At 66.3% G+C, this 24,438-nt stretch carries 22 protein-coding genes; 15 read left to right on the top strand and 7 right to left on the bottom strand.

Annotated features, from left to right (window positions below; all coding sequences use genetic code 11):
• Positions 1–155 precede the first annotated feature (155 nt).
• The 9 genes from AC3WVS_RS04485 (at position 156) to AC3WVS_RS04445 (ending at position 11,032) form a co-directional block, all read left to right on the top strand.
• Positions 156–710: a DUF3304 domain-containing protein gene (locus AC3WVS_RS04485; protein ID WP_492317572.1), complete on the top strand. Its 555-nt coding sequence runs from the start codon at positions 156–158 to the stop codon at positions 708–710.
• A 253-nt stretch (positions 711–963) separates the two neighbouring features.
• Entirely contained in the window at positions 964–2,409 is a 1,446-nt protein-coding gene (locus AC3WVS_RS04480) for a hypothetical protein (RefSeq protein ID WP_492317571.1), read from the top strand.
• A gap of 67 nt (positions 2,410–2,476) precedes the next feature.
• Positions 2,477–2,947: an inner membrane protein YiaA gene (gene yiaA / locus AC3WVS_RS04475; protein ID WP_492317570.1), complete on the top strand. Its 471-nt coding sequence runs from the start codon at positions 2,477–2,479 to the stop codon at positions 2,945–2,947.
• Positions 2,947–3,285, top strand: a complete 339-nt coding sequence (locus AC3WVS_RS04470; protein ID WP_492317569.1) for a PAAR domain-containing protein — start codon at positions 2,947–2,949, stop codon at positions 3,283–3,285. The genes yiaA and AC3WVS_RS04470 overlap by 1 nt, the downstream gene beginning before the upstream one ends.
• On the top strand, positions 3,272–3,829 hold the full coding sequence (gene tssJ / locus AC3WVS_RS04465) for a type VI secretion system lipoprotein TssJ (protein ID WP_492317568.1): 558 nt from the start codon (positions 3,272–3,274) through the stop codon (positions 3,827–3,829). Before AC3WVS_RS04470 ends, tssJ begins: the two co-directional genes overlap by 14 nt.
• 4 nt (positions 3,830–3,833) lie before the next feature.
• Positions 3,834–5,177, top strand: coding sequence for a type VI secretion system baseplate subunit TssK (gene tssK / locus AC3WVS_RS04460; protein WP_492317567.1), 1,344 nt, complete (start codon positions 3,834–3,836; stop codon positions 5,175–5,177).
• 56 nt (positions 5,178–5,233) lie between these two features.
• Positions 5,234–6,472, top strand: a complete 1,239-nt coding sequence (gene tssL / locus AC3WVS_RS04455; RefSeq protein WP_492317566.1) for a type VI secretion system protein TssL, long form — start codon at positions 5,234–5,236, stop codon at positions 6,470–6,472.
• 19 nt (positions 6,473–6,491) lie between these two features.
• Positions 6,492–10,316: a type VI secretion system membrane subunit TssM gene (tssM, locus tag AC3WVS_RS04450; protein WP_492317565.1), complete on the top strand. Its 3,825-nt coding sequence runs from the start codon at positions 6,492–6,494 to the stop codon at positions 10,314–10,316.
• Positions 10,313–11,032, top strand: a complete 720-nt coding sequence (locus AC3WVS_RS04445; protein ID WP_492317564.1) for a TagF domain-containing protein — start codon at positions 10,313–10,315, stop codon at positions 11,030–11,032. Before tssM ends, AC3WVS_RS04445 begins: the two co-directional genes overlap by 4 nt.
• 48 nt (positions 11,033–11,080) lie before the next feature.
• Here AC3WVS_RS04445 and AC3WVS_RS04440 read toward each other — a convergent pair whose 3' ends face one another.
• Both AC3WVS_RS04440 and AC3WVS_RS04435 read right to left on the bottom strand, forming a co-directional pair.
• Positions 11,081–11,776: a transglycosylase domain-containing protein gene (locus AC3WVS_RS04440; protein WP_316153245.1), complete on the bottom strand. Its 696-nt coding sequence runs from the start codon at positions 11,774–11,776 to the stop codon at positions 11,081–11,083.
• A 181-nt stretch (positions 11,777–11,957) separates the two neighbouring features.
• Entirely contained in the window at positions 11,958–13,481 is a 1,524-nt protein-coding gene (locus AC3WVS_RS04435; RefSeq protein WP_492317563.1) for a DASS family sodium-coupled anion symporter, read from the bottom strand.
• 435 nt (positions 13,482–13,916) lie between these two features.
• Between AC3WVS_RS04435 and AC3WVS_RS04430 the strand changes: the two genes are divergently transcribed.
• A complete protein-coding gene (locus AC3WVS_RS04430) occupies positions 13,917–14,162 on the top strand; it encodes a hypothetical protein (RefSeq protein ID WP_010811526.1) in 246 nt (81 codons plus the stop codon).
• A 50-nt stretch (positions 14,163–14,212) separates the two neighbouring features.
• A complete protein-coding gene (locus tag AC3WVS_RS04425; RefSeq protein ID WP_492317562.1) occupies positions 14,213–15,034 on the top strand; it encodes a tyrosine-protein phosphatase in 822 nt (273 codons plus the stop codon).
• A 1-nt stretch (position 15,035) separates the two neighbouring features.
• Here the strand turns inward: AC3WVS_RS04425 and AC3WVS_RS04420 are convergent, their stop codons facing one another.
• Positions 15,036–16,271: an acetate/propionate family kinase gene (locus tag AC3WVS_RS04420; protein WP_492317561.1), complete on the bottom strand. Its 1,236-nt coding sequence runs from the start codon at positions 16,269–16,271 to the stop codon at positions 15,036–15,038.
• A 47-nt stretch (positions 16,272–16,318) separates the two neighbouring features.
• Entirely contained in the window at positions 16,319–17,281 is a 963-nt protein-coding gene (locus tag AC3WVS_RS04415; RefSeq protein WP_492317688.1) for a phosphate acetyltransferase, read from the bottom strand.
• 343 nt (positions 17,282–17,624) lie between these two features.
• Here AC3WVS_RS04415 and AC3WVS_RS04410 point away from each other — a divergent pair, with 343 nt between their 5' ends.
• The 4 genes from AC3WVS_RS04410 to AC3WVS_RS04395 all read left to right on the top strand — a co-directional run bounded on the left by AC3WVS_RS04410 (position 17,625) and on the right by AC3WVS_RS04395 (position 22,043).
• Positions 17,625–19,910: a DUF3141 domain-containing protein gene (locus tag AC3WVS_RS04410; RefSeq protein WP_492317560.1), complete on the top strand. Its 2,286-nt coding sequence runs from the start codon at positions 17,625–17,627 to the stop codon at positions 19,908–19,910.
• Positions 19,911–19,994: 84 nt separating this feature from the next.
• The gene (locus tag AC3WVS_RS04405) at positions 19,995–20,789 is read left to right on the top strand and encodes a TOBE domain-containing protein (RefSeq protein ID WP_492317559.1); all 795 of its coding nucleotides are present in this window, start codon (positions 19,995–19,997) and stop codon (positions 20,787–20,789) included.
• Positions 20,790–20,885: 96 nt separating this feature from the next.
• Positions 20,886–21,485 carry a LysE/ArgO family amino acid transporter gene (locus tag AC3WVS_RS04400; RefSeq protein WP_013955713.1) on the top strand — a complete coding sequence of 200 codons (600 nt, stop codon included), beginning with the start codon at positions 20,886–20,888 and terminating at the stop codon, positions 21,483–21,485.
• A gap of 18 nt (positions 21,486–21,503) precedes the next feature.
• A complete protein-coding gene (locus AC3WVS_RS04395; RefSeq protein ID WP_492317558.1) occupies positions 21,504–22,043 on the top strand; it encodes a class IV adenylate cyclase in 540 nt (179 codons plus the stop codon).
• On the opposite strand, the gene AC3WVS_RS04390 is transcribed toward AC3WVS_RS04395, so the two are convergent.
• From AC3WVS_RS04390 to modA, 3 genes are read right to left on the bottom strand one after another with little or no spacing between them, the layout of a single operon-like run.
• Positions 22,013–22,735: an ATP-binding cassette domain-containing protein gene (locus AC3WVS_RS04390; RefSeq protein ID WP_492317557.1), complete on the bottom strand. Its 723-nt coding sequence runs from the start codon at positions 22,733–22,735 to the stop codon at positions 22,013–22,015. The genes AC3WVS_RS04395 and AC3WVS_RS04390 overlap by 31 nt on opposite strands.
• A 13-nt stretch (positions 22,736–22,748) precedes the next feature.
• Complete coding sequence (gene modB, locus AC3WVS_RS04385) at positions 22,749–23,459, bottom strand: molybdate ABC transporter permease subunit (RefSeq protein WP_492317556.1); 711 nt, start codon at positions 23,457–23,459, stop codon at positions 22,749–22,751.
• Between the two features lie 18 nt (positions 23,460–23,477).
• The gene (modA, locus tag AC3WVS_RS04380) at positions 23,478–24,251 is read right to left on the bottom strand and encodes a molybdate ABC transporter substrate-binding protein (protein WP_492317555.1); all 774 of its coding nucleotides are present in this window, start codon (positions 24,249–24,251) and stop codon (positions 23,478–23,480) included.
• Between the last annotated feature and the right edge of the window lie 187 nt (positions 24,252–24,438).

Below are 24,438 nucleotides of genomic sequence, written 5' to 3'. Positions count from 1 at the left end.
AGATGTCCGAAGCCCGGGGACTGGCTAGGACGCGAGGGTGGTTCATTGAGAGGAGATGCGTCGCGATGAGGACCCGGGAGATATGCCGTGCGCTGGTGGCCTTGCTAGTACTGGCCCTTGCGGCTTCACTGCAGGCGTGCAAGGAGCGTACTGCAGTGCCCGCCGAAGCTCGCGATGTGCCGGCCCTCGCCGATCAGAACGTAGTGAACCCAGGCGGCGTAAGCGGGCTGAACTACACGCCTCACTATATCGTGGGCTTCGGCATCGCCGGTGAGAACGGCATGAGCGGGGGCGGCCCCAACATCTGGCGCGCAGAAGGTGACGGCCCTGCCGGGGGAGGGGCGGAGACGTGCTGTATCGGCATTCCGGAAGTATGGAAGCCAGACATGAAGATAACGATCCGCTGGGAGGTGGAGAAGGTTCCGGATGGCAAGACGCCAGGGATTCACTACATGGCAGTTGCGAAGGTTCCGCAGTACTCAAGAGACACTGGCGGCATGTGGGCGATTTTCTTGCCAAATGATCGAGTCAAGGTGATGGTGAATGATGGGAATGCCAGCGGCCACAACAGCCTCAACGTGCGGCCCGGCGACGATGATCCGTACGTCGCTCAGGGGGTGGTGGACGAACCGGCGAACCGCGAGGCTGCAGGGCGCCGCTGCAAGTATCCCGTGCTACCGACAGATTGCCCTGCAGGGAGAGCGAAATGAGCGCACCGCGTTGGCCGAAGAAGATGCCGAAGTCCGATGGACTGGCTGAGAAGCGAGGGCGGTTCATCGACAGTAGGCACATCGCGATGAGGTTCCGGATGACAAGTCGTGCGCTGGTGGCCCTGGTCATGCTGGCTGTGGTGGCGGCACTGCCGGCGTGTACGGAGCGTACTGCAGTCCCCGCCGAAGCTCGTGATGCTTCGGTGCTTGCCCGCAGAACGCAGCCAGGCTGCTTGAAGTCGCCTATCCTGGCGTGCATTCTGACGTAGGCGGCGGCTATGTTGCGGGGGAGCAGGGCAAGGCGCGCCTGGGGGATTCCGACAAGCTGAGTCGGATTCCGCTGCACGACATGTATATCGAGGCGCTGAAGGCTGGTGTCCCCTTGTTGCTGCATGACAAGATCAAGGAGTCCGCCCAGCTGACCGGGGATTTCCAGATAACGCCGGACGTTGCCAAGGCATTCAACGCCTGGCTGGACAAGGTCATCCCCATCAGAACCGTGGAAGACGCCATGGAGTTCGGCATGCGCCAGAACCTGATGTGGCGGACCTTGCGCGCGCGAATTGGGACCGGGAGCTATCTTGCCAATCAACCCTTCTTTGCCGCCTGCCGGCAAGACAAGCTCACCCCGAATCAGGTCGAGAAGGAGCACAAGAAGGTGGCGAAGCAGGACGATGTATTGCAACGCCTTCGACGCGAACAGCAGGATCTGATGCGCGAAAGCGGAGAGATCGCCTCTGAGGTGGAGAGTGCTGGCTATCGTGGAGACATCAAAGCCATGCTCGCCGGTTCGGCGCAGATGCGGGCTGTACAAGCGAAGTTGGTTTCCAAGCGACTGGAGATTCAGCGCCGGGAAGAGGTGCTCTATGCGCAGGTTGCGGGCAAGAAGCCGGAGGACGCCCGGCCGGGCGAAGGCGCGGACGAGATCGTCACCAATGACCAGACTGATTTGCTGGAAGGCGCGGAGGACTTTCGTCTTCTGCTGGCATCGCTGCATCCGGATCAACGTGAAAAATGGCAGGCCACCATCAAGACGATTTCTCGGCCAGCGACGCTTGGTCAGGTCGCGATGGGATTCCCATTCGGCATTGCGGGTCCAATTCTCACTAGTACGGCCGGAGCCATGACGAACTCTGGCCCACACCTGTGTGTCTTGCGCCAGAATCGTCCGGCCTCGGACTCCAGCCTGGTCGCTCTTGTGAAGTCGGACGTCCGCGTGATGTACGCAGCAATCGCTGCTTATGCACCCGAGGACGACGTGGTGCTGGAGCATGCCCCGGAAATGGGGGACTACCTGCGCAAGTGGACGTCTGCAGCCGCTGTGGACCAGTTCGCCATTCAGGAGAAGGCGGCGATCAAGCTGTTCGACGACTACATCCACGACAGCCGGGCGTGGTTCCGGGTCCCGAATTTCCATGAATACGCACCAGGCGGCTACGGCTGGGCGCGGACGTTTTTCGTTGGCAACGATACCCGGGTGCGTCACCTCGGCATCAAGATGCCAGGCACGCTTGACGCCATGCGCGACGCGGCCAATGCCGTCGAGAAGAAGGTCAGGGCTACTCGCGATGCAACGCTTGATGCCGTGGGCGATGCTGCAGCAAAGGGCGTCGACGCGATCCTGGACGGCGCGGCGGCAGAAGGAAGACGCGTTCTCGAGAAAGTCTTGCCGACCAGCTTCCCAATTCCACGCCTCTAGCCAGGCCCAAGCGAAGGCAAATGCATCGTGCTTTCCCGATCCTATTCACTCACCAGCCTATCTATCCATGACCATGCACCACAACTCACAACAACCGTCCTTCGCCTTTGTCGCAGCATCCTGGTCGGCGCTGCTTGCTGGTTTTCTGGCATTCCTGATCGGCCTGTTCAATGCCGATATGCAGCTGAATGAGCGCGGCTACTACTTCACCGTGCTGGTCTACGGCCTGTTCGCCGCTGTTTCGGTCCAGAAGAGCGTGCGCGACAGACTCGAGGGCGTTCCCGTGACGGGCATCTACTACGGTTTGAGTTGGCTCTCGGTCATTCTGGCGGTGCTGTTGCTTTGCGTCGGCTTGTTCAATGCAACGCTGGCCCTGAGTGAGAAGGGCTTCTATGGCATGTCGTTCGCACTGGCACTGTTCGGCGCCATTGCGGTGCAGAAGAACACGCGCGACATCCAGGCGGCCAGGCCGACCATCATCGAGCCGGAGTTGTTCCGTCTCCAGGAGGATGGCGCAAGCAAGCAGACCGATGCCTGATGGCTGAGGACGATATCAACGGTCGCGTCCATGCGGCAGGGCTGGCAACACCATCTTCAGAAGAATCCATGGAAATACTCGGCTATATCTGCCAGGGCGATACAGCGACCTGTGGCGCGACAGTGGAAGAGGGATCGCCGCAGGACACTGCTGACGGCGGTCGCGCTTATACCTTCCAGGGGGCGCGCATGCGCTGTGACAAGGCGTGCGTGATCGTGGGCGGCGTGCGCGGTTCCACATTGTCAAATGGCCGACCTCAGGTCGTGCATGGCATGTTGACCAGCAACGGCTGTAGCTTGATCTCCAAACTCAATGGGACGGACGGTGAACGCGTTTGAGCAGCGCCGGACGGCAGATCCGGGATGCCGGCGGCGCAGGGCTCTGTGCCGCCTGGCCGGGATCCTCTGGCTGACAGGGGTGGTACTCGTCGGATGCTCCACGGCACCTGCCAGGAACGAGCAGATGAGGCTTGATCTGGCCATGCTGGCCAAAGACACCGTCAACCCCGATGACAAGGGGCGGGCGTCGCCGGTCCTGGTTCGTGTGTACGAACTCAAGACGGAAAACGCCTTCGAGAATGCCGACTACTTCACGCTCGAAAAGGCTGACAAGACGCTGCTGACGCAGGATCTGCTGGTGCGCGACGAGTTCATTCTCCGCCCCGGCGAATCTCGTGACATCGAGCGCAAGCTCAATCCGGACACGCAGGCATTGGGGTTCCTGGTCGGGTACAGGGAGCTTGGCAAGGCGACATGGAGAGCGGTCTACAAGTTGCCCCCCGCCCCTGAGGCCGCGTGGTATCGCGCGGCCATCCCCGCACGCAAGATCAAGCTGCAAGTCTCGTTGGACCAGCAGTCCATTACCATTTCCAAACGTGATTGAAGCCATGAGCTGGTACAACAAGGTCGTCTGGAGCGAAGGGCTGTTTCTGCGCCCGCAACTTTTTCAGCAGCAGGAACGCTATCTTGAGCACTACGCGCATAAGCGCAGCGCGGCGCTCAGTCCGTTTTTCTGGGGCTTTCATCATCTTGCGATTGATGCCGAGGCACTGTCGCTTGGCAAACTGGTCGTGTCGAGCGCAGCTGGCATCTTTCAGGACGGCACGCCTTTTGATGCCCCGGCGCATGCCGCGCTGCCCGCGCCACTCGCGCTCCAGCACGAACATCTGAATCAGACCATCTATCTGGCGGTCCCGATTCGGACGCCCAATGCGGAAGAGACGAACTTCGAGGATGCCGCGGATTCGCTGGCACGGTACCGGACTTTCGAGCAGGAGTTGCTGGACGCCAATTCGATCGCGCAAGGGCCGAAGCTGGTGCAGCTGGCGGATTTGCGTCTTCGGCTGTTGCCGGAGAAGGAGCTTTCCGAGTCCTGGCTTGGCCTGCCGCTGACCAAAGTGGCAGAGATTCGGGCAGATGGGAGCGCTCGGCTGGATTCGGCAGTGATTCCGCCGGTCAATGTGTACACGGCCAGCGCATTGCTTCACACGTGGCTTAACGAGATCCACGGCCTCTTGCACCTGAGGGCCGACGCGATGGCCGAGCGCCTGTCGGCTGCCAGCATGCGAGGCGGCGACGCGGCCGAGGTGTCGGAATACCTCATTCTCCAATTGCTGAACCGATACGAGCCGATCCTGACCCACCTGTTGGCCGCTAAGGCTGCTTCACCGGAGGTGATCTACCTGCATCTGGCTGCGCTGTCGGGTGAGTTGTCGACATTCGTGCGCACGCAGACCCGCCGACCTGCGGAGCATGCCGCCTATCGGCACGACGCCCCGCATCTGTGCCTGAAGCCGTTGGTGGACGATCTCCGCCTTCTGCTCAATGTAGTCCTGGAGCGGGCCGCGCAACGGATCGAGATCAAAGAGCAAGCGCACGGCGTGCGCCTGGCGGTGCTTGATCCGATTGAACTTGGCCGCTTCGCCACCCTTGTATTGGCGGTCACTGCCCAGGTTCCTGCCGATCTCCTGCAGCAGCAGTTTCCTGCGCAGACCAAGGTAGGGCCGTCCGAGCGACTGCCGGATCTGATCCGGTCCCACCTCCCCGGCATTCCCCTGCAGGCATTGCCGGTGCCGCCACGGCAGATTCCGTTCAACGCCGGCTTCGTCTACTTTGAACTGTCCCAGCAACACCCGCTCTGGGAGCAGGTCGAGCGCTACGGTGGGTTGGCTCTCCATGTGGCAGGCAGTTTCCCTGAGTTGCGCATGGAATTGTGGGGAGTACGGCAGTGAAGCCCGATACACGCGATACAGAGGCTGTTGCGTCCAGCGGTGCTCCGAGTCCATGGATGGAGGCGTTCTCCAGCGTGCCGCCAAGTGGAACATCGCAGCCCGCGCGTACGGAAGAGGCGGAAGTCCGGCCGATCATGCGCAAGCCGGTCGAGCAACGGGTAGCTGAAATCGGCCACGCCACCAACCCGCTGCTGGCGGCTGCGCGCCCGTTGCTGCGGGCCCTGGCCGATATGCCCATGGACTTTCAACCGGCACAGGGCGAACGGTTGAAGGAAGTGCTGGTGCAGGAAGCGAGGGATTTTCAAGCCGTCTGCGAACGCGCCAATATTCGTCGCGAGCATATCCTGGCCGCGCGCTACGCTCTCTGTACGGCGCTGGACGAAGCAGCGAACGGCACGCCATGGGGGCAGCATACCTGGGCAAATAACAGTCTCCTGATCCAGTTGCATGGCGAGAACGATGGCGGCGAGCGCGTGTTCCACTTGCTTGGCCGGCTCGTTGAACGGCCCGCCGAACACATCGACGTGATCGAAGTGATCTACCACGTCCTGTCACTCGGCTTCCTCGGCCGATATGCCGGCCACACTGACGGCCATCGTCCACTCGACGCGATCCGGCAACGCCTCCTGCACTTGATCAGCGGAGCACGCGAAAGCGTGCCGCGCGACTTGTCGCCGCACTGGCGGGGCGCCGACGCCGGGCGGCTCAGCCTGCTACGCACGGTGCCGGTATGGGTCACGGTGTCGGTGCTGGCACTGGCGGTGTTTGGCCTGTTCGCCTGGTACAAGTACCAGCTCTTGTTCCGCACCCACGATCTCGAGCAGCAGATACTTGCCATCGGCAAGGCAGCACCACCGGAGCCGCCTAAGTTACTGCGCCTTGCAGCGTTGCTCAAGGACGAGATCGCGCGTGGCGTTGTCAGCGTACAGGAGGATGCGGCGCGCAGTGCCGTAACGTTCCGCGGTGATGACATGTTTGGCGGCGGCCGCGCCGAAGTCAGCGACAGGATCCTGCCGTTGCTGGACAAGGTGGCTGCGGAGATCAACAAGGTCACCGGCAAGGTGACGGTGATCGGTCACAGCGACAACGTTCCCATCAAAACGGCCAGGTACCCGTCAAACCAGGTGCTGTCGGAAGAGCGCGCTGCGACAGTGACCGAGTACCTGGCCAGCAAGGGCGTCGCAAAGAGTCGCCTTGAAGCGATTGGTAAGGGCGATTCCGAGCCGCTTACCGACAACAAGTCGCCAGCCGCCCGGGCAAGGAATCGCCGGGTCGAGATCGTGGTAACGCAGTAATCGGGGTCAAGGTCAAGGCATGGAATTCCTCAAACGTATTGGTGCGGTGTTGTTCTCCCGGCAGACGCTCGCTCTCATTGCCGGGCTTATGGTCGCGGCTGCCATCTGGTTTATCGGGCCGCTTCTCGGTTTCAACGGCATGCATCCGCTGGCGGGCATCGGCGCGCGCGTCACGCTGATCGTGCTGCTGCTGGCGCTGACACTGTTCTGGTTGCTTGGCTGGCCGGTCTCCACCATCGGAGTCGCCGCGCTGTGCCTGCTGATCTGGCATGCCGGCCCGTTGCTGGCCATTGGTGCCACGCATCCGCTGAAGCCTGATTCGATGCGTATTCTGCTGATCGCGGCGATTGTGTTTGTATTTGCCGCGTACCTGTTGTACCTGCTTTGGCAGCGCGCACGCACGGACAAGACCTTGGTCGAGAGCCTGCTGAACTTTGGCGGCAAGCGGCAGGAAGTCGTGGCCAGGGATGAAATCGCCAAGCTGAATGCGGCTATTCAGACTGCGCTGGGGCAGCTCAGGAGCATGCGCACCGGTAGCCGGATTGCTCGCCTGTTCGAGGGCCGCCGCTATCTCTACGAACTGCCCTGGTACATGATGTTCGGCGTGCCGGGGGCCGGCAAGACGACAGCGTTGCTGAATGCCGGGCTGCAATTCCCCATCGCGGAGCAGATGAGCCTGGCGGCCCGCGCGCGGCATGGCACCGAGCAGACGGATTGGTGGTTCACCAATGAGGCGGTGCTGATCGACACGGCAGGCCGCTACACCGCGCAGGAAGCGGGTTCGGCGATCGACCCGGCAGAATGGAAGGGATTCCTCGGCCTGCTGCGCAAATATCGCCCCCGCGCCCCGATCAACGGCGCGCTGGTGACCATCAGCGTGGAGGACCTGCTTCGGCACTCCAAGGAGGCGCGGGTGGCCGAAGCGTCCAGGATCCGGGCACGCCTGGCCGAACTGCGCGAGGAGTTGGGTATCCAGTTTCCCATCTACGTGCTGGTGACCAAGCTCGACCAGCTCGCCGGTTTTGCCGACTACTTCCAGTACCTGACCAGCGAGGGGCGGTCGCAGCCCTGGGGCTTCACCTTGCCCGTCGCGGCGAAGCGGCGGCGGGGACAGCCCGCTGTGGATGTCTCCGCACTGTGCCGGGAGGAGATGCGGTCTCTGGTGACGCGGTTGGAGACGGGGCTGGACGGGCGGCTGTATGAGGAATTTGACCTGAGCCGGCGCAAGGCGCTGTACGCTCTGAGCGATGAGCTTGCGAGCGTGACAGAACCGCTTGTCGCGATGCTGGAGCAGATATTCCTGGACTCGCGGTACGACGATACCGAGCGGAACGCAATGCTGCGCGGCGTGTACTTCACCAGCGCCGCGCAAACCGGGGAGGCGGTGGTCGCGGATGCGGGTACTGTCATCAGGCAGGTGCGCGGTACGGGACAGTCCGGTACCCAGGCTGCCGGCGCCGCCACGGATCAGCCCGCCGGCAACCGCAGCTACTTCCTGCAGGATGTCTTCAAACGCATCATCGTGCCGGAAGCCCACATGGTGAAGCCAAACCTGCGCTGGGAATTCCGCTTCCGCCTGCTGCGCCTGCTCGGGCATGCGCTGGCGTTGGTGATCTTCCTGTGGCTGGTGGGGGCGTTATATGCCAGTTTCGGCCATAACCGCAGCTACCTTGACGTGGTGCAGGAGAAAGCCAAGGCGCTGGCCGCCACGGTAACGGCGTTTTACAAGAAGCCGCAGCCTGATTCGATGCCGGAGGTGTTGGGAGCGGCCCGCGACCTGCCTGCCTACGCCGGCCTGGATCTGGTCAATCCTTCTGCCGACTGGCGCTACGGCCTGTACAGCGTGGCGCCGGTGCTGGGCGCCGCGACCTTGACCCATACCAGGTTGCAGGACAACCTGCTGGTGCCGTACCTGGTGCGCCGGGTCGAAGCGGTGCTGTCAACGGCGGTCAGTCAGCGCGACGCCAAGCAGGCCTACGACACCCTGCGGGTCTACCTGATGCTGCATGACAAGGACAAGTTCAACGCATCCGACGTGCGTAGCTGGGTGCGCAGCGACTGGGCGACGGGCAACGGGGCGGATGCCTTTGGTGGCCGCGTGGCGGTGCTGGAGCATCTGGACAGCCTGCTCGATGGCAGCCGGCCGGTCTTGTCGCCCTACGCAAAGAACGAGGCACTGATCCGCTCGGCGCGCGATTTCCTGGACAGCGATACCTCGGTCGAACGCCTGTATGACCGCGCCAAGGCGGCCATGATGGAAGAGGCACCGCAAGATTTCACGCTGGTGCGCGCGGTCGGTCCCCAGGCCGGCACGGTCTTTACCCGGGCCAGCGGTGAGCCGCTGGAGCGCGGTATTCCGGGGCTTTTTACCTATGCCGGCTACCACGACCTGTTCAATGCCCGCTTGCCGGAGTTTGTCGCCAGGGCGCAGGCGGTCGACATTTGGGTGATGGGGCGTGGAACAGGGCCTGGCGCTCAAAAAAAAACGGCTGACAATGCCGCCGGCCGGCTCACGGGCAATGATCCGCTCACGCGCGAGATCCGGCGCCTTTACCTGAGCGAATATGCCCGGAACTGGGAGAAGTTTCTGGGTGACATCCGGACCGTGACGGGAAGCAACCTGGCCTTTGACCTGGAGATCCTGCGCAACTTTGCCGCGCCGGATTCACCGCTTGCCAGGCTGGGCAGGGCAGCGGTGCAAGAAACGACGCTCAGCCGCACGCTCGAGCCCGAGGAAAAGTCCCTTGCGGAGAAGGCGTTGTCAGCGCTGGACAAGAAGGCCGACAAAACCAGTGCACTGAGCATGCGTGCCGAGGCCCGTCAGGAACGCGAGCTGGTTGATAACCGCTTCGCCGCGCTGCGCGAAGTGGTTACCGGCCAGGCCGACGCGGCGGCGCCAGGCGCGCGGGACACCGCCGGCAAGCCGCAGCTGGATGCGATTGCCGGCATCGTCAATGCTTACTACACCAGTCTGGTAGTGGCCAATAACGCGCTGAGCACCCGGAACCTGCCGCCGCCCGCGGACGCAGGCGAGCAGTTGCGCATGGAGGCGGCGAAGTTGCCGGCACCCTTCCAGGCGGTGCTGGCCGACCTGGTCGTGCAGGGCGCCAGGGACGTCAACAAGGGCGTGGGCGATATCCTGATTGCGCAGATGGACGCCGTCATCGGCGAGAGCTGCCGCGGCGCCATCGACGGCAAGTATCCGTTCACGCCGACGTCGATGCAGGACGTGGACCCGGAAGACTTTGCGCGCGTCTTCGCCGCGGGCGGAGTGCTGGACGACTTTTTCCAGAAGGTGTTGGCGCCGCACGTGGATACCACCATCTCGCCTTGGCGCTACAAGTTGACCGCCCCCGACGTGCCGCCCGTGGCTGGCCCGAGTCTGGTGCCGTTCCAGCGCGCCAGGGAAATCCGGGAAGTGTTCTTCCGGGATCCGGGAGCGAAGAAGATGGCCTGGAAGGTGGACCTGAAGGTGGTGGAACTCGATCCCGAAATCGTCGAGCTGAACATGGACTTCGACGGACAGAGCCAGCGTTACGTGCACGGTCCGGTCATCCCGCTCAAGGTGACCTGGCCGGGACCGCGGGGCGGGCAAGGGGCTGAGATCACTGCCAGCCCCCGGATTCGTCCGGATACCTCGACGCTGGCCGCCAACGGCCCGTGGGCCCTGATGCGGGTGATTGCCAAGGGCAGGCTCGCCGGCTCCGCTAGCGCCAGCCACTTCATGGCCGAATATGACTTCGACGGCCGCAAGGCGAAGCTCGATATCAATACCGGCAGCCTCGCCAACCCCTGGACCACCGGGCTGCTGCAGGGCTTCCAGTGTCCCGGGAGGTCCGGGTGATCACGGCGCCGTCGATATTCGGCAAGCTGCCAGCGCTGGGAGACTTTGTCCGCCACAATGCGTCGCTGGACCAGGTGCAGGCGTGGCGGAGCTGGTTCGATCATCGGGACGACGAATTCCCGGCGAGGGCGGCGTCGCATTCCGCGGGCGGCAGCGTCCGGCATTGGCTGCACCTGACCCCGCCCAGTCTCTCGGTTCAGTCCCGCTTGCGCCCGTCTGAACCATGCCTCTTCATCCTGCGGCCGCGCGGCCTGCAGTTTCCCAGCGAGAGCAGCTACCTGTTCGGTATCCTCGCTGCATCGCACGACCGGGTTGGGCGCCGCTATCCGCTGGTGGTCTGGCAGGCCGCGAGCGCGCAATGGGCCGGTCATATCCTTGCCGCGCCCGCACAGTGGCTTACCGATTTGGTGCAAATCGTGCACGACCACACGCGCATGGCGGGCCGAACCGGCCTGGCTGCCGCGGTAGATGACCTCTGGGCCCGCCACCGGCCTGGTTGGCGGGATCGTATCCAGCTTTCGCTCAGGCGGCTGGCCGATGCATCCCGGCCTGGCGCGTCAAGCGACGGCGTTATCGGGCCAAAGTCAACGCGAGACGACTGGCCCCCGGGCCTGTTGCGCGATGGCAGCCTTGGCAGCGTTTGGCAGTCCGCTGCGCACTGCGCTATCGAAATTGACGGCGTTCATTCCATTCGCCGGATCGTGGCCGGACTCTGATCCTTCCCCCAGGGCGGGACATTTTCCGCCAGCGCCATCACCCGCGGCTTACCTCAGCCTCAACGGCTCCAGCAATGCCCCGTCATACTCTCCTCGCGAGATCCGTCCAAGCTCCAGCATCCGCTGCAGGATATAAACCTGCCGCTGCCGCGCCCGCCTCGGATTCGCCACCGGATTATTAGCCGACGGCGCCTTGGGCAGCCCGGCAAGCATCGCACACTCAGCCAGCGTCAACTGATCCAGCCGCTTGCCAAAGTAAGTCCGCGCCGCATCGGCAAAGCCATACGCCCCCTGGCCCAGGTAGATCTTGTTCATGTACAGCTCCAGGATCTCGTCCTTGGTCAGTGCCTTTTCGATCCGGTATGACAGCAGCACCTCGTACAGCTTGCGGGTATAGGTCTTGTCCCGCGACAGGTAGAAATTGCGTGCCACCTGCATGGTGATGGTCGATGCCCCCTGCGACAGCTCGTCCGACAGGTTGGCAACGCCGGCACGGACGACGCCGATGTAGTCGATGCCGTCATGCACGTAGAAGCGCTCATCCTCGATCGCCACCACGGCGTCGGTCAGCTCGCGCGGGATCTTGCCGATGGGCACGTAGTCGGGCGTGTGGCGGAAGGCGGTGAGGGCGTCGAGCGACGGCAGCTGACGGTTGGCGGCCAGGATGGCGATGGCGGCCAGCAGCGCGCCGCCGATCACGGCGAGCACCAGCAGCTTGATGAAGGCGGACCAGAGGCTTTTCATGGCACGTATTGTGCCAGCCGTGTGCGGCAGGGTGCGAGTCCCGCCGCAGGCGGCGTCTTCAGGCCGTGGGCACGGCCACGTTGAGCGAGTGCGCCAGATGGCCGGATCAAAGCCTCGACTTCGGCGCTCTGCCAGTCCAGGCCCAGGTCCGCAGCGGGTTGTCCGGCTGGATGGTGCCTCCTCAGACCCAGCCCAGCCAGCGCCAGTAGGTGGCTGCGAACAGCAGCATCATGGCGTAGCCGATGATCGTCACGGGGATGCCGATGCGCGCGAACTGGCGGCCGTTGAAGGTTTCCGTGCCCAGGCACACCATGTTCTGCGGCGCGTTGATCGGCAGGATAAAGCCGAAGCTGACGGTAAAGCCCAGCAGCATGGTCATGCCCACGCGGTTGATGTCGCCGGGCAGTGTCTGCAGCACCGCGATCAGGATTGGCAGCAGTGCCGCGGTCAGCGCGGTGGCGCTGGCAAAGCCCAGGTGGATCAGGATCAGGAAGGCCGACAGGATCGCAAACACCAGCAGCGCGCCGTGCGCCGCCAGCCCGGAATGCGTGACCACGAACTGCCCCAGCCACTGGCCGGCGTTGGTGGACAGCAGCGCCGTGCCCAGGCTGATGCCGACGCCGAACACGATCAGCGTGCCCCACGGCGTGCGTTGCTGCATGGTCTTCCAGTCCATCACGCCGATGCGCGGCATCATCAGGATCACCAGGCCGACGAAGGTCACGGTGGCGGTGTCGAAGCTGTGCAGCTTGCCTTCGGTGGCCCAGAACAGCAGCAGGCCCAGCGATACCGCGGCCAGCCGCTTCTGCGGGGCGCTCATGGGGCCGAGGGCCGACAGCTCGCGCTGCACGGCTTCCTTGCCGCCGGGGATGGCGTCGGTTTCGGCGGGCAGCAGCAAGCGCACCAGGAAATACAGCACCACCGACATTGCGATGGCCCATGGCGCGCCCGCGATCAGCCATTGCAGCCAGGTGATGCGCTCGCCCAGCAGCTTGTCCATGAAGCCCACCGTCAGCAGGTTCTGCGCCGCGGCAGTCTGGATGCCGACGTTCCAGATGCTGGTGGCCTGCGCCACCGTGATCATGATGCCGGCGGCGATATTGGACTTCTTGTCGACGCCGAACGCTGCAATCACGCCCATCATGATCGGCACCACGCACGCACTGCGCGCGGTGGCGCTGGGCACCACCAGGCTCAGCGCGATGGTGACGGCGATCGTGCCGATCAGGATGCGGCGCGTGCTGGTGCCAATGGCAGACAGCGTCACCAGCGCGATGCGCCGGTCCAGCCCGGTCACGGTCATCGCCGCGGAGATGAACAGCGCCGCGGCGACCAGTGCCAGCGCAGTGTTGGAGAACCCGGCCAGCGCCATGCCGAGCGCTTTCGAGGTGCCGTACTGCACCGAGGGGTCGTTGACGGTCGGCGCAAAGCCGATCAGCCCCGCCATCAGCGAGGTGATCATGATGGCGCTGGTCTCATATGACACCGCCTCGGTGATCCACACCACGATGGCGAAGGCGAGGATCGCCAGCATGCGCTGGCCGGCGACGGTCAGGCCTTCGGGCTGCGGAATCGCCAGGACCGCCAGCAACGCGGCAACGGCGGCGAACAGGCCCCAGGGCAGCGTGAGTTTCGGCGCCGGCACGACAGCCTGGGCAGCCGCGGCGGAAGGGGCGGAAGGGGGGGAGGCGGAAGTATCTGTCATCGCCGGCATCCTTTTGGTTGGTGGTCCTGGTCGGTACCCGGGGGCACCTGGCTCGGACGGCTCTCGGCGGACAGTGCGGCGCGCCGGCGCTGGGACAGCGCGGCCGGCAGGACAGGCAGGTGTCGGTCGCGAGACGGCATCCGTGTGCGGTGTGCCCGGAGCGGCCTCGCTGCTGGCGTGGCCGCCGCGTTCGACATGATAGGAATTTTCCGACCGGCAGCCGGCCCTGTCGAGGGCGATCCCAAGCTATTTCCGCCCGCCATGAGCAGGATCAAGTCCACGCATGATCAATGGATACCCGGGTCGCCGCAGGCGTCATACCAGTGAGAAGCTCGCCACATAAGGCTGGCGGCGGTGTGTGTGCGCAAGCGCGCCACCAGGGCCCCGGCCGGGTGATGCATGAGCGGGAGTGATCTGAAATAATTGGAGCCGACCATGAAGGTTTTAGTACGTGGACTGAAAGCAGGCCTGGACGCGGCGGCACTGCGCGAGGCGCTGGCGCGGTATGCGAAGATCCGTTCGGTGGAACTGGTGGAAGCGGGCGACCCGAAGCACCCGTGGGCGTGGGTCGATATCGATGCCAGTGCGCTGACGGTGTGGAAGCTGGTGGCGCGGCTGGACCGGCGCTATATCGCCGGCTGCCACCTGCGCTGGCATGTGCCGGCGTACCGCGCGCGCTGAAGCGCCGGCACGGCATCGGCCCGCATCGCAAGGACAATCGGGAAAGAACAATGATCAAGTGGCTTCAACGCGCAGGATGCCTGTCCGCCCATGCTGTCGTGCCGCAGGCTGCGGCCGCGGCCAGCGTGCAGGGCCGGCATGACCTGGCATTCGACACCATCAGCAATGCGCGCGACCTGGGCGGCCTGGCCGGCGCGGGCGGACGCCGCGTGCGCCAGGGGCGCCTGTACCGCAGCGGCAACCCCGCGCTGGCCAGCGCGGCGGACCTGGAGCGGCTGCAGACGCTCGGGCTCGACATGGTGGTGGATTTCCGTTCGCCCGGCGAGAAGTCGCCTGAAGAGGCCGCCTTCGGCCAGCGCTTCCACTGGGTGGCGGCGCCGGTGCTGGAAGGCAGCATGGCGATGGACGTGCTGATGCCGCGCCTGCGCGCCAGTACGCCGGCACAGATGGATGCCTTCATGCTGGAGGTCTATGGCGACTTCCCGGTGCGCTACCGCGACGCCTTCGCCGGCTTCATGCGCACCGCGCAGGGCGGCAAGACGCTGCTGTTCCACTGCACCGCCGGCAAGGATCGCACCGGCTTTGCCGCACTGTTGTTGCTGGCGGCGCTGGGCGTGGCGCAGGACGATATCCTGGCCAACTACCTGGAGTCGAACCAGCGCAATGCGCAGTTCAACCAGTCTGCGCTGGCGCGCATGGCCGGGCTTGGCGTGGCCCCCGCGGTGATGACGCCGCTGCTGGAAGTCCGCGCCAGCTATCTCGATGCGTCGATGCAGGCCATCGACGCGGGCTGGGGCAGCGTCGACAACTACCTGCGCGACGCGCTCGAAGTGGACGTCGCGCAGCTGCGCGGGCACTACCTGGCAGGCTGACTCAGAGCTGCCCGCATCCGCGCAGGATGCGGGCGGTGTTCAGCGCAATCATCCCTTCTTCATCGGTCGGCAGCACCAGCACCGGCACGCGGCTGTCGTCGCGGCTGATGCGCTGGCTGTTCTCGCCGTTGGCGCCGCCGTCGAGCGCGATGCCGAACAGGCCCGCCAGGTGTTCGCAGGTGCGTGCGCGCACCGGCGGCGAGTTGGCGCCGATGCCCGCGGTGAACACCAGCGCGTCAAGGCCGCCCAGCGTGGTGGCGAGCTTGCCGATCTCCTGCGCGGCGCGGTAGGCGTAGAAGTCCAGCGCCAGCCGCGCGCGCGGCGCATCGCTGGCCAGCAGCGCGCGCATGTCGCTGCTCACGCCTGACAGTCCCTTCAGCCCGGATTCCTGGTACAGCATCGCCTGGATCTCGGCCGGCTTCATGCCCTGCTGCGCCAGCCACAGCAGCGCGCCGGGATCGACCGAGCCGCAGCGCGTGCCCATGGGCAGGCCGTCGAGCGCGGTCAGGCCCATGGTGCTTTCCACGCTGCGGCCGTTGCGCATGGCGCACAGGCTGGCGCCGTTGCCCAGGTGCGCCACGATCACGCGGCCCTCGGCCAGGTCGGGCGCGACCTGGCGCAGCCGGCGCGCGATGTACTCGTACGACAGTCCGTGGAAGCCGTAGCGCCGGATGCCGCGCTCGTAGTACGCGTAGGGCAGCGCCATCAGCTGCGCCAGCACGTCGTGGCCGGCATGGAAGGCGGTGTCGAAGCAGGCCACCTGCAGCAGGTCCGGCACGGCCTCGCGCACCGCGCGGATGGCAGTCAGGTTGTGCGGCTGGTGCAGCGGTGCCAGCGGCACCAGCGCCTCCAGCTTTGCGATCACCTCGTCGTCGATGCGCACGGCCTGCGCATAGTCGGCGCCGCCATGTACGACGCGATGGCCGATCGCCACCGGCGGGTTGTCGCGCAGGCCCACGCTCAGTACCAGCCGCACCAGGCGGAAGGCGGCGTCGTGGTCGGCCACCTGGGCCTGCGGGAAGGTCTCGTCGGCGACCACGCGCCCGTCGGCCATGCGCGCGGTCAGGCGCGGCGCCACGCCGATGCCCTCGATCTGGCCGTGCGCGCTCAGCACCGGGTTGATGTCGGCATTGCCATGCGCGGCGTCGGGCACGGCGTAGACCGAGACCTTGACGCTGGACGAGCCGGCGTTGACAACGAGGATGACGGGATGCACGGCGGGATGGATGGCGGTCACGCTGGAGGGACTCCCAAGTGGTTGCGCAAGGGCTGCACGGGCACGGCTCAGACCTGCGCCGCGGCTGCGGCGCTGCGGCGCGCATGGGCCAGCAGCACGGCAATGGCGCAGCTGCCGATGCGCGCGCGCACGCTGTCGGCCCGGCTGGTGAGGATGATGGGCACGCGCGCGCCCACCACGATGCCGGCGGCTTCGGCGCCGGCCAGGAAGGTCAGCTGCTTGGCCAGCATATTGCCCGCTTCCAGGTCCGGCACCAGCAGGATGTCGGGGTCGCCGGCCACGTCCGAGTCGATGCCCTTGGTGATGGCGGCCTCGCGGCTGATGGCGTTGTCGAAGGCGAGCGGGCCGTCCAGCATGCCGCCGGTGATCTGGCCGCGCCGTGCCATGGTGCACAGCGCCGCGGCGTCGATGGTGGAGGGGATCTTGTCGGTGACGGTTTCCACTGCCGACAGGATCGCCACCTTGGGCTGCTCGATGCCCAGCATGCGCACCAGGTCGATGGCATTGCGGCAGATATCTGCCTTCTCGTTGAGCGTGGGGAAGATGTTGACCGCCGCATCGGTGATGAACAGCGGCTTGTGGTAGCGCGGCACGTCCATTGCGAACACATGCGACAGGCGCCGCCCGGTGCGCAGCCCGCTGGCCGTGGCAGTGACCGCGTGCAGCAGCTCGTCGGTGTGCAGGCTGCCCTTCATCAGCAGCTCGGCGTCGCCGGCGCGCACGGCTTCGACCGCGCGTTCGGCCGAGTCGTGGCTGTGCGCCGTGTCGATGACGATGGTGTTGCCCAGCGCCATGCCGTGCTCTGCCGCCACCTGCCGGATGCGCGCGGCAGGGCCCACCAGGATCGGCACGATCAGGCCCAGTTCCGCCGCTTGCAGCGCGCCGCCCAGCGAGGCGGCGTCGCACGGATGCGCCACCGCGGTGGGGATGGGCGGCAGCCCCGCGCAGCGCGCCAGCAGTGTGGCGTATTTGTCCGGCGCGTCTGCGGCGGGCGCGGCAAGTTCGGACATGGCGGACGTGGCAGGCGAGGCAGCGGTCATGACGATGTTCCGTGAGCGAGGCAGCGGCTAGGGTACCCGGCCCGCGTCATTGCGTCGAGCCTGGCGCCGGCCGCGCGCGGGTGCGCGATTGCTGCAATGCGCAAAGCGCCCTGCGCCAGTATAGGCGACGAGTCTTTCCAGTCGATGACCGCGCGGCGCGCCAACAGTGTGGCATTGCGCGCAACCGGTCTCTGGGTTGCACCGCATGGCAGCGGCTGGTACGCTTGGCTTTGTTGCATAGCAACATGCGTCACTCCGGTCGCGCCGCCAAGCGCGCGGATACGCCGGACGGGGCGCCAACCAGGGGAGTGGAATGACCGCACGTGAACGCGCCGACCTGCCGCGGGACAGCAGCGCCACCTCGACCGCTACCAGTCTGTCCGCGCACGCCAACCCGTTCGCGGCACTGGCACAGCCGGCGCTGGAATACGCCCTCGACGCCTGGCAGCGCACCGTGCTGCTGCTCGACATCCTGCGCCAGCGCGGCAACGAGTCCGCCGAGCATGAGCTTGAGGGCATGCCACCCGTGCTGGTGTTCGAGCACGAACTGCTGGCCGATGGCCGCCAGCTGCCTGAACCCGCCAACTACGCGCTGCTGCGCATCGTGCCGCCGGCGGACAGCCCGACCGATCCCGCCCTGCGCCCCTTCGTGGTGATCGACCCGCGCGCAGGCCACGGCCCCGGCATCGGCGGTTTCAAGGCCGACAGCGAGATCGGCATCGCGCTGCGCACCGGTCATCCGTGCTATTTCATCACCTTCTTCTACGAGCCCTGCCCGGGCCAGACCATCGAATCGGTGGCGCGCGCCGAGGCTGCCTTCCTGCAGATCGTTGGCGAGCGCCACCCGGATGCACCGGGCAAGCCCTTCATCATCGGCAACTGCCAGGCCGGCTGGGCGCTGATGATGCTGGCCGCGGTGGCGCCGGAGCGCACCGGCCCGTTGCTGCTGGCCGGCGCGCCGCTGGCGTACTGGTCCGGCGTGCGCGGGCGCAACCCGATGCGCTACAGCGGCGGCTTGCTGGGCGGTTCGTGGCTGGCCTCGCTGATTGCTGACCTGGGCAATGGCCGCTTCGACGGCGCCTGGCTGGTGGAGAACTTCGAACAGCTCAATCCCGCCAATACACTGTGGGAGAAGCTCTACGACGTCTATGCGAAGGCCGACACCGAAGGCCCGCGCTTCCTCGACTTCGAGCGCTGGTGGGGTGGCCACTTCCTGATGAACCGCGCCGAGATCGACTGGATCGTGCAGAAGCTGTTCGTCGGCAACCGGCTCACCGCGGGCGAGGTGCGCAGCACCGACGGCACGACCGTGGTGGACCTGCGCAACGTGCGCTCGCCGGTGATCATCTTTGCCTCCTGGGGGGACAACATTACGCCGCCGCAGCAGGCGCTGAACTGGATCCCGGACCTGTACGCGAGCGATGAGGAACTGGTCGCCAACGACCAGGTGATCGTCTACTGCCTGCACCCGACCGTGGGCCACCTCGGCATTTTTGTCTCCGCGGGCGTGGCCAACCGCGAGCACAGCGAACTGTTCTGCGCACTGGACCTGATCGACGTGCTGCCGCCGGGCCTGTACGAGGCGAAGATCGAAGACGTCGCGCCCGACCTGCGGCACCGCGACCTGGTCGAAGGGCGCTACCTGATGCGCTTCGAGCGCCGCGGCATTGCCGACATCCTGGCGCTGGACGACGGCCGCGACGACGAGCGCGCCTTCGAGGTGGTGCGGCGCGTGGCCGAGGTCAACCAGCATATCTACGACACCTTCGCCTCGCCGTGGGTACGCGCCATGTCCAACGAAGTGAGCGCGCAGTGGCTGCGCGCGCTGCATCCCGCGCGGCTGGAGCGCGAGCTGGCGACCGACGTGAACCCATGGATGGCGTGGATCGGCGCGCTGGCGCCGCTGGTGCGCGAGCATCGCGCGCCGGTATCGGCGGACAATCCACTGCTGACGCTGGAGCACGCGGCCTCGGCGCAGATCGTCAGCGCGCTCGACCAGTTCCGCGACCTGCGCGATGCCTGGTACGAGCGGGCCTTCGAGGTGATCTACGCTTCGCCGGCGACGGCGGCGCTGGTGGGGCTGCGCGCGCCGGCGCCGGCCAACCTGGAGTCGCCCGTGACTGTGGCGCTGCGCAAGGAGCTGGCCGCGCGCCGTCTGCATGATGCCGAGGCGGCGATCGGGCAGGGCGGCACGCTGGAGGCCTTTGTGCGCGTGCTGGCCTACGTCGCCGATCGCCCCAGCGCCATCGAGGAGCGGCCGTTCAACCTGCTGCGCCGCATCGCGCGCGAACAGCAGCAAGCCACCGGGCAATCCGGCGGCCAGGCCGACCTGGCTGCGTTCAAGACCGCGGTGCGCCAGCAGAGCTTTATCGTCAGGCTGGATCCGCAGCGCGCGATCCGGGCACTGCCGGCACTGGTGCCGGACCGCGAGACCCGCCGCAAGCTGATGGTGGCGGTGCATCGCGTGATGACGGTCGGGGGCCCGCTGGCAGGCGAGCGGCTGGGGCGTTATCGGGAAGTCGCCGACGTGATGGGGACGGGTCATCCGCGCGAGGTTGCCGACTCAGCCGAGGGGGATGAGGCCGCGCACCAGGACTGAGTGCGCCGGACCGATCCGCAATTCGGATTACCATAGCCGCGTCTATGACTCCATTGCGGTGCCGGCCACCGGCACCCGACATCCATGCTTGAACTCCAGGGAGCCATCTGGTTCCGCTCCGGCTCGCAAGACTGGGGCGGCAAGGACCGCATCGCGCTGCTCGCCGCCATCGGCGAACACGGCTCGATCACCGCGGCCGCGCGCGCGGTCGGCATCAGCTACAAGGCCGCGTGGGACGCCATCGATGCCATGAACAACAGCGCGGGCGAGCCGCTGGTGGTGCGCGCCGCCGGCGGCAAGGGCGGCGGAGGCACGCACCTGACCGCGCGCGGCGAGCAACTGATCCGCACCTATCGTGCGCTGGAAGATGAACACCAGCGCTTTGTCGCGCAGCTGTCGCTCCTGGGCGAAGGGGCGGCCGACGATATCCACCTGATGAGGCGAATGATGATCAAGACCAGTGCACGCAACAAGCTGTTCGGGCGCGTGGCCAGCGTGCGCGGCGGCGCGGTCAATGACGAGGTCGTGCTGGAACTGCCCGGCGGGCAGCAGATCGTGGCCACCATCACGCATGAAAGTGTCGAAACGCTGGCGCTGGCCGAGGGCGCGGAGGCGTTTGCGCTGATCAAGGCATCGTCGGTGCTGGTGGGGCTGCCCGATCCGGGGATGCGGCTGTCGGCGCGCAACCAGCTGCCGGGCGTGGTGTCGCGCGTGATGCCTGGCGCGGTGAACGCCGAGGTGGTGATCGAGCTCGACGGCGGCGGTACGGTTGCGGCGATCGTGACCAATGGCAGTGTGGAAGCGCTGGGGCTGCAGGTGGGGGTGGCTGCGCTGGCGGTGTTCAAGGCGTCAAGCGTGATCCTGGGTGTAGTGGCGTGAGGTAGTCCTGCGGCAGGAATGGGAAGGTGGGCGGGCATGGCGGCTGCCCCCGGCGTGCAATAATAGCCACCCAAAAAAACAGCCGTTCCACATCCAATGCACGCCGCCCTGGCCGGCTTCTCCCTCGGTCTTTCCCTGATTCTTGCCATCGGTTCCCAGAATGCTTTCGTGCTGCGACAAGGGTTGCGGCGCGAGCATGTGTTCTGGGTCTGCCTGGTGTGCGCACTTTCCGATGCGCTGCTGATCCTGCTGGGCGTTTCCGGCTTTGCCGTGATGATCCGCGAGCTGCCCTGGCTGGGTGCGGCGATGCGCTACGGCGGCGCGGCTTTCCTGATCTGGTATGGCGCGCGCAGCTTCCTGGCCGCGTGGCGCTCGAATGCGGTGCTGGATCCCAGCGACGCCGCGCCGCGGCCGCTGGGCGCGACGCTGGCGGTATGCCTGGCGTTCACCTGGCTCAATCCGCATGTGTATCTCGATACGGTGATGCTGATCGGCTCGGTGTCGACGCAGTTCGCAGGGAATGCGCGCGAGTTTGCCGCGGGTGCCATGACCGCGTCGTTCCTGTTCTTCTTTTCGCTGGGCTATGGCGCGGCGCTGCTGCGGCCGGTGTTTGCACGGCCGCGCGCGTGGCAGGTGCTGGAAGTGGTGATCGGCATCACCATGTGGGTGATTGCCGCGCGGCTGCTGCTGGGCTGATTAAAAGGAGAGAAACGCATGCCAAGAAACGTCGAGATCAAGGCTCGCATTGACAGTATCGAAGCCGTGCTGCCGCATGCGGCAGCGCTGGCCGACAGCGGTCCCGAATACATCCGCCAGGACGATACCTTCTTCCCCTGTGCCAACGGCCGGCTCAAGCTGCGCGAGTTCGCGCCCGACCGCGGCGAGCTGATCTTCTATGCGCGTGCCGACGAGGCGGGGCCGAAGGAGAGCTTCTACATCCTGTCGCCGACGCAATCGCCGGAAACCCTGCGCGCCGCGCTGGCCGCGGCGCATGGCGAAGGCGGGCGGGTGCGCAAGCTGCGCACGCTGTACCTGGCTGGCCGCACGCGCGTGCACCTGGACCGGGTCGAGGACCTTGGCGATTTCCTGGAATTGGAAGTGGTGCTGGCCGAAGACGAGCGCCTGGAGAACGGCGTGGCCGAAGCCCACGCATTGCTGGCGCGGCTGGGCATTCCCGCGTCGAGCCTGATTGAAGGCGCCTATGTCGACCTGCTGCGCGCGGCTCAGGCCACGCGCGCCGATACCGGCGCGTAGACCGGTGGATGGTGGCGGCTGGTGCCGCTGCCGAAGATGCGGCCCTCGCGGATTTCCAGCACGTGGTCGCCCAGCGCCTCGACATCGGCGGGATCGTGCGAGATCACCAGCATCGGCACATCCAGGCTGGCCTGCAGCGTGCGCAACTCAGCGCGCATGCGCGCGCGCAGCGCGGGGTCGAGCGCGGAGAAGGGTTCATCCAGCAAGACGATGTCGGGCTGCGCCACCAGCGCGCGCGCCAGTGCCACGCGCTGCTTCTGGCCGCCGGAGATCTCCGCCGGGTAGTTGCCGACGATGTCGGCCAGGCCGAAGGCATCGATCCAGCGCTGCGCTTCCGGATGCACGGCGCCACGGCGCGGGTTGCGCCAGCCGCGCGACAGGCCGAAGCCGATGTTCTGGCCCACGGTCAGGTGCGGGAACAGCGCATATTCCTGGAACAGGTAGGCCACGCGGCGCTCTTGCGGGCGCACGTCGATGCCGGCGTCGGCATCGAACAGCGTGCGGCCGTTCAGCACGATGCGGCCGCTGTCCGGTGCCAGCAGGCCGGCGATGGCGCGCAGCGTCAGGCTCTTGCCGGCGCCCGAGGGCCCGAACAGCGCAATGCGCCGGCTGGCCGAATCGAAATCGATATCCAGTGCAAAGTGGCGGTCGGCCGAGACCATCTGCTTGCGGATGCTGACGTGCATGCTCATGGCGGGTCCCGGCTTAGCGGATGCGCGGGCGCAGGCGCCGGCGTTCATAGAGTTCAGCGGGCTTGCGCGCCGCGGCGGGCACCAGGCGCCCGGCGACCACCAGCAGCAGCACGCAGGTGACGGAGGTCACCAGCACCAGCAGGTTGGCGGTGTTGTCGTCGCCGGCCTGCACCGCCTCATAGATGGCGACTGACAGCGTCTGCGTGCGTCCGGGCAGGTTGCCGGCGATCATCAGCGTGGCGCCGAATTCGCCCAGCGCGCGGGCAAAGGCCAGCAGCACGCCGGCGATGATGCCGCGCGCGGCCAGCGGCAGCGTGACACGGAAGAAGATGCCGGCTTCGGGCACGCCCAGCACGCGGGCGGCGTTTTCCAGTTGATGGTCCACGCCTTCAAAGGCGGCGCGCGCGGACTTGAGCACCAGCGGGAAGGCGACGATGGTGGAGGCCAGCACCGCGCCCTGCCAGGTGAAGACCAGTTCGATGCCCAGGCGCGCCAGCCACTCGCCGAAGACGCCACGGCGCCCGACCAGCACCAGCAGGTAATAGCCGAGCACCGTGGGCGGCAGCACCAGCGGCAGCGTCAGCACCGCATCGACCACGTCGCGCAGCGGGGAGCGCCAGCGCGCCAGCGCCCAGGCCGCGCCGACGCCGAGCACGGCATTCAGCGCGGTGGCCCAGCCGGCCACCTTCAGCGACAGCAGCAGCGGTACCCAGACGGCGTCCATGGTGCGCGCAACGCTCCGTCAGGGCTTCTGGAAGCCGAAACGCGACAGGATGGCCTGGCCTTCCGGCGAGGCGACGTAGTCGACGAACTGCGCCGCTTCCTTCTGCTGGCGCGTCTGGCCGGTGATGGCGATGGGGTAGGTCACCGGCGTGCGGCTTGGCACGCGCACTGCCACCTTGACCTTGTCCGGCATCACCGCGGCGTCGGTGGCAAAGACGAAGCCGGCCTCGACCTCGCCGCGCGCGACGTAGTCCAGGCTCTGGCGCACGTTCTGCGCCGGCACGCCCTTGGCGGCCACGGCGTCCCACAACCCGGCCGCTTCCAGCGCGCCGCGGGTGTAGCGGCCCACCGGCACCGAGGCCGGGTTGCCGTAGGCGATGCGCTTGACTTCCGGGCGGGTCAGGTCCTGCAGCGAGGCGATGGCCAGCTTGCTGTCCGCGGGCACGATCAGCACCACCTGGTTGGCGGCGAAGTTGCGGCGCGAGGCCGGCGCGATCACCTTCTCGGCCTCGGCCTTGTTCATTGCCTCCTGGTCGGCCGAGGCAAACACGTCGGCCGGCGCGCCCTTGATGATCTGCTGCATCAGCACGTCGGACGCGCCGAAGTTCAGCACCACGTGCGTGCCGGGATGGGCGCGCTCGAACGACTCGGCCAGCGACTTGAAGGCATTGGTCAGGCTGGATGCCGCGGACACCACCAGGTCGGTGGCAAAGGCAGGCGGCGCGGCCAGCGCCAGCGTGGCGACGGAAGCGGCCAGCAGGAACCCGCGGCGGCAGGAACGAAGGGCAAACATCGGAATCCTCGGGAATCGGCCGGCCGGCGTGTGCGGCAAGGCCCGTGCGGGTGGACTGTCATGCGCAATATACGTCTGTATATAGCGCTGCGTCAATGATGCGCCATGACGGCGGTCATGGGTATTCGATGTGGCTAAAGTGCTTTATCAGCTACTGCGAATGAGGCCAGGGGTGGGAGCCGGCGCC

The organism is Cupriavidus sp. CPT47-8839-RL05A, assembly GCF_058792255.1.
This window is presented reverse-complemented; position numbering and strand designations above follow the sequence as displayed.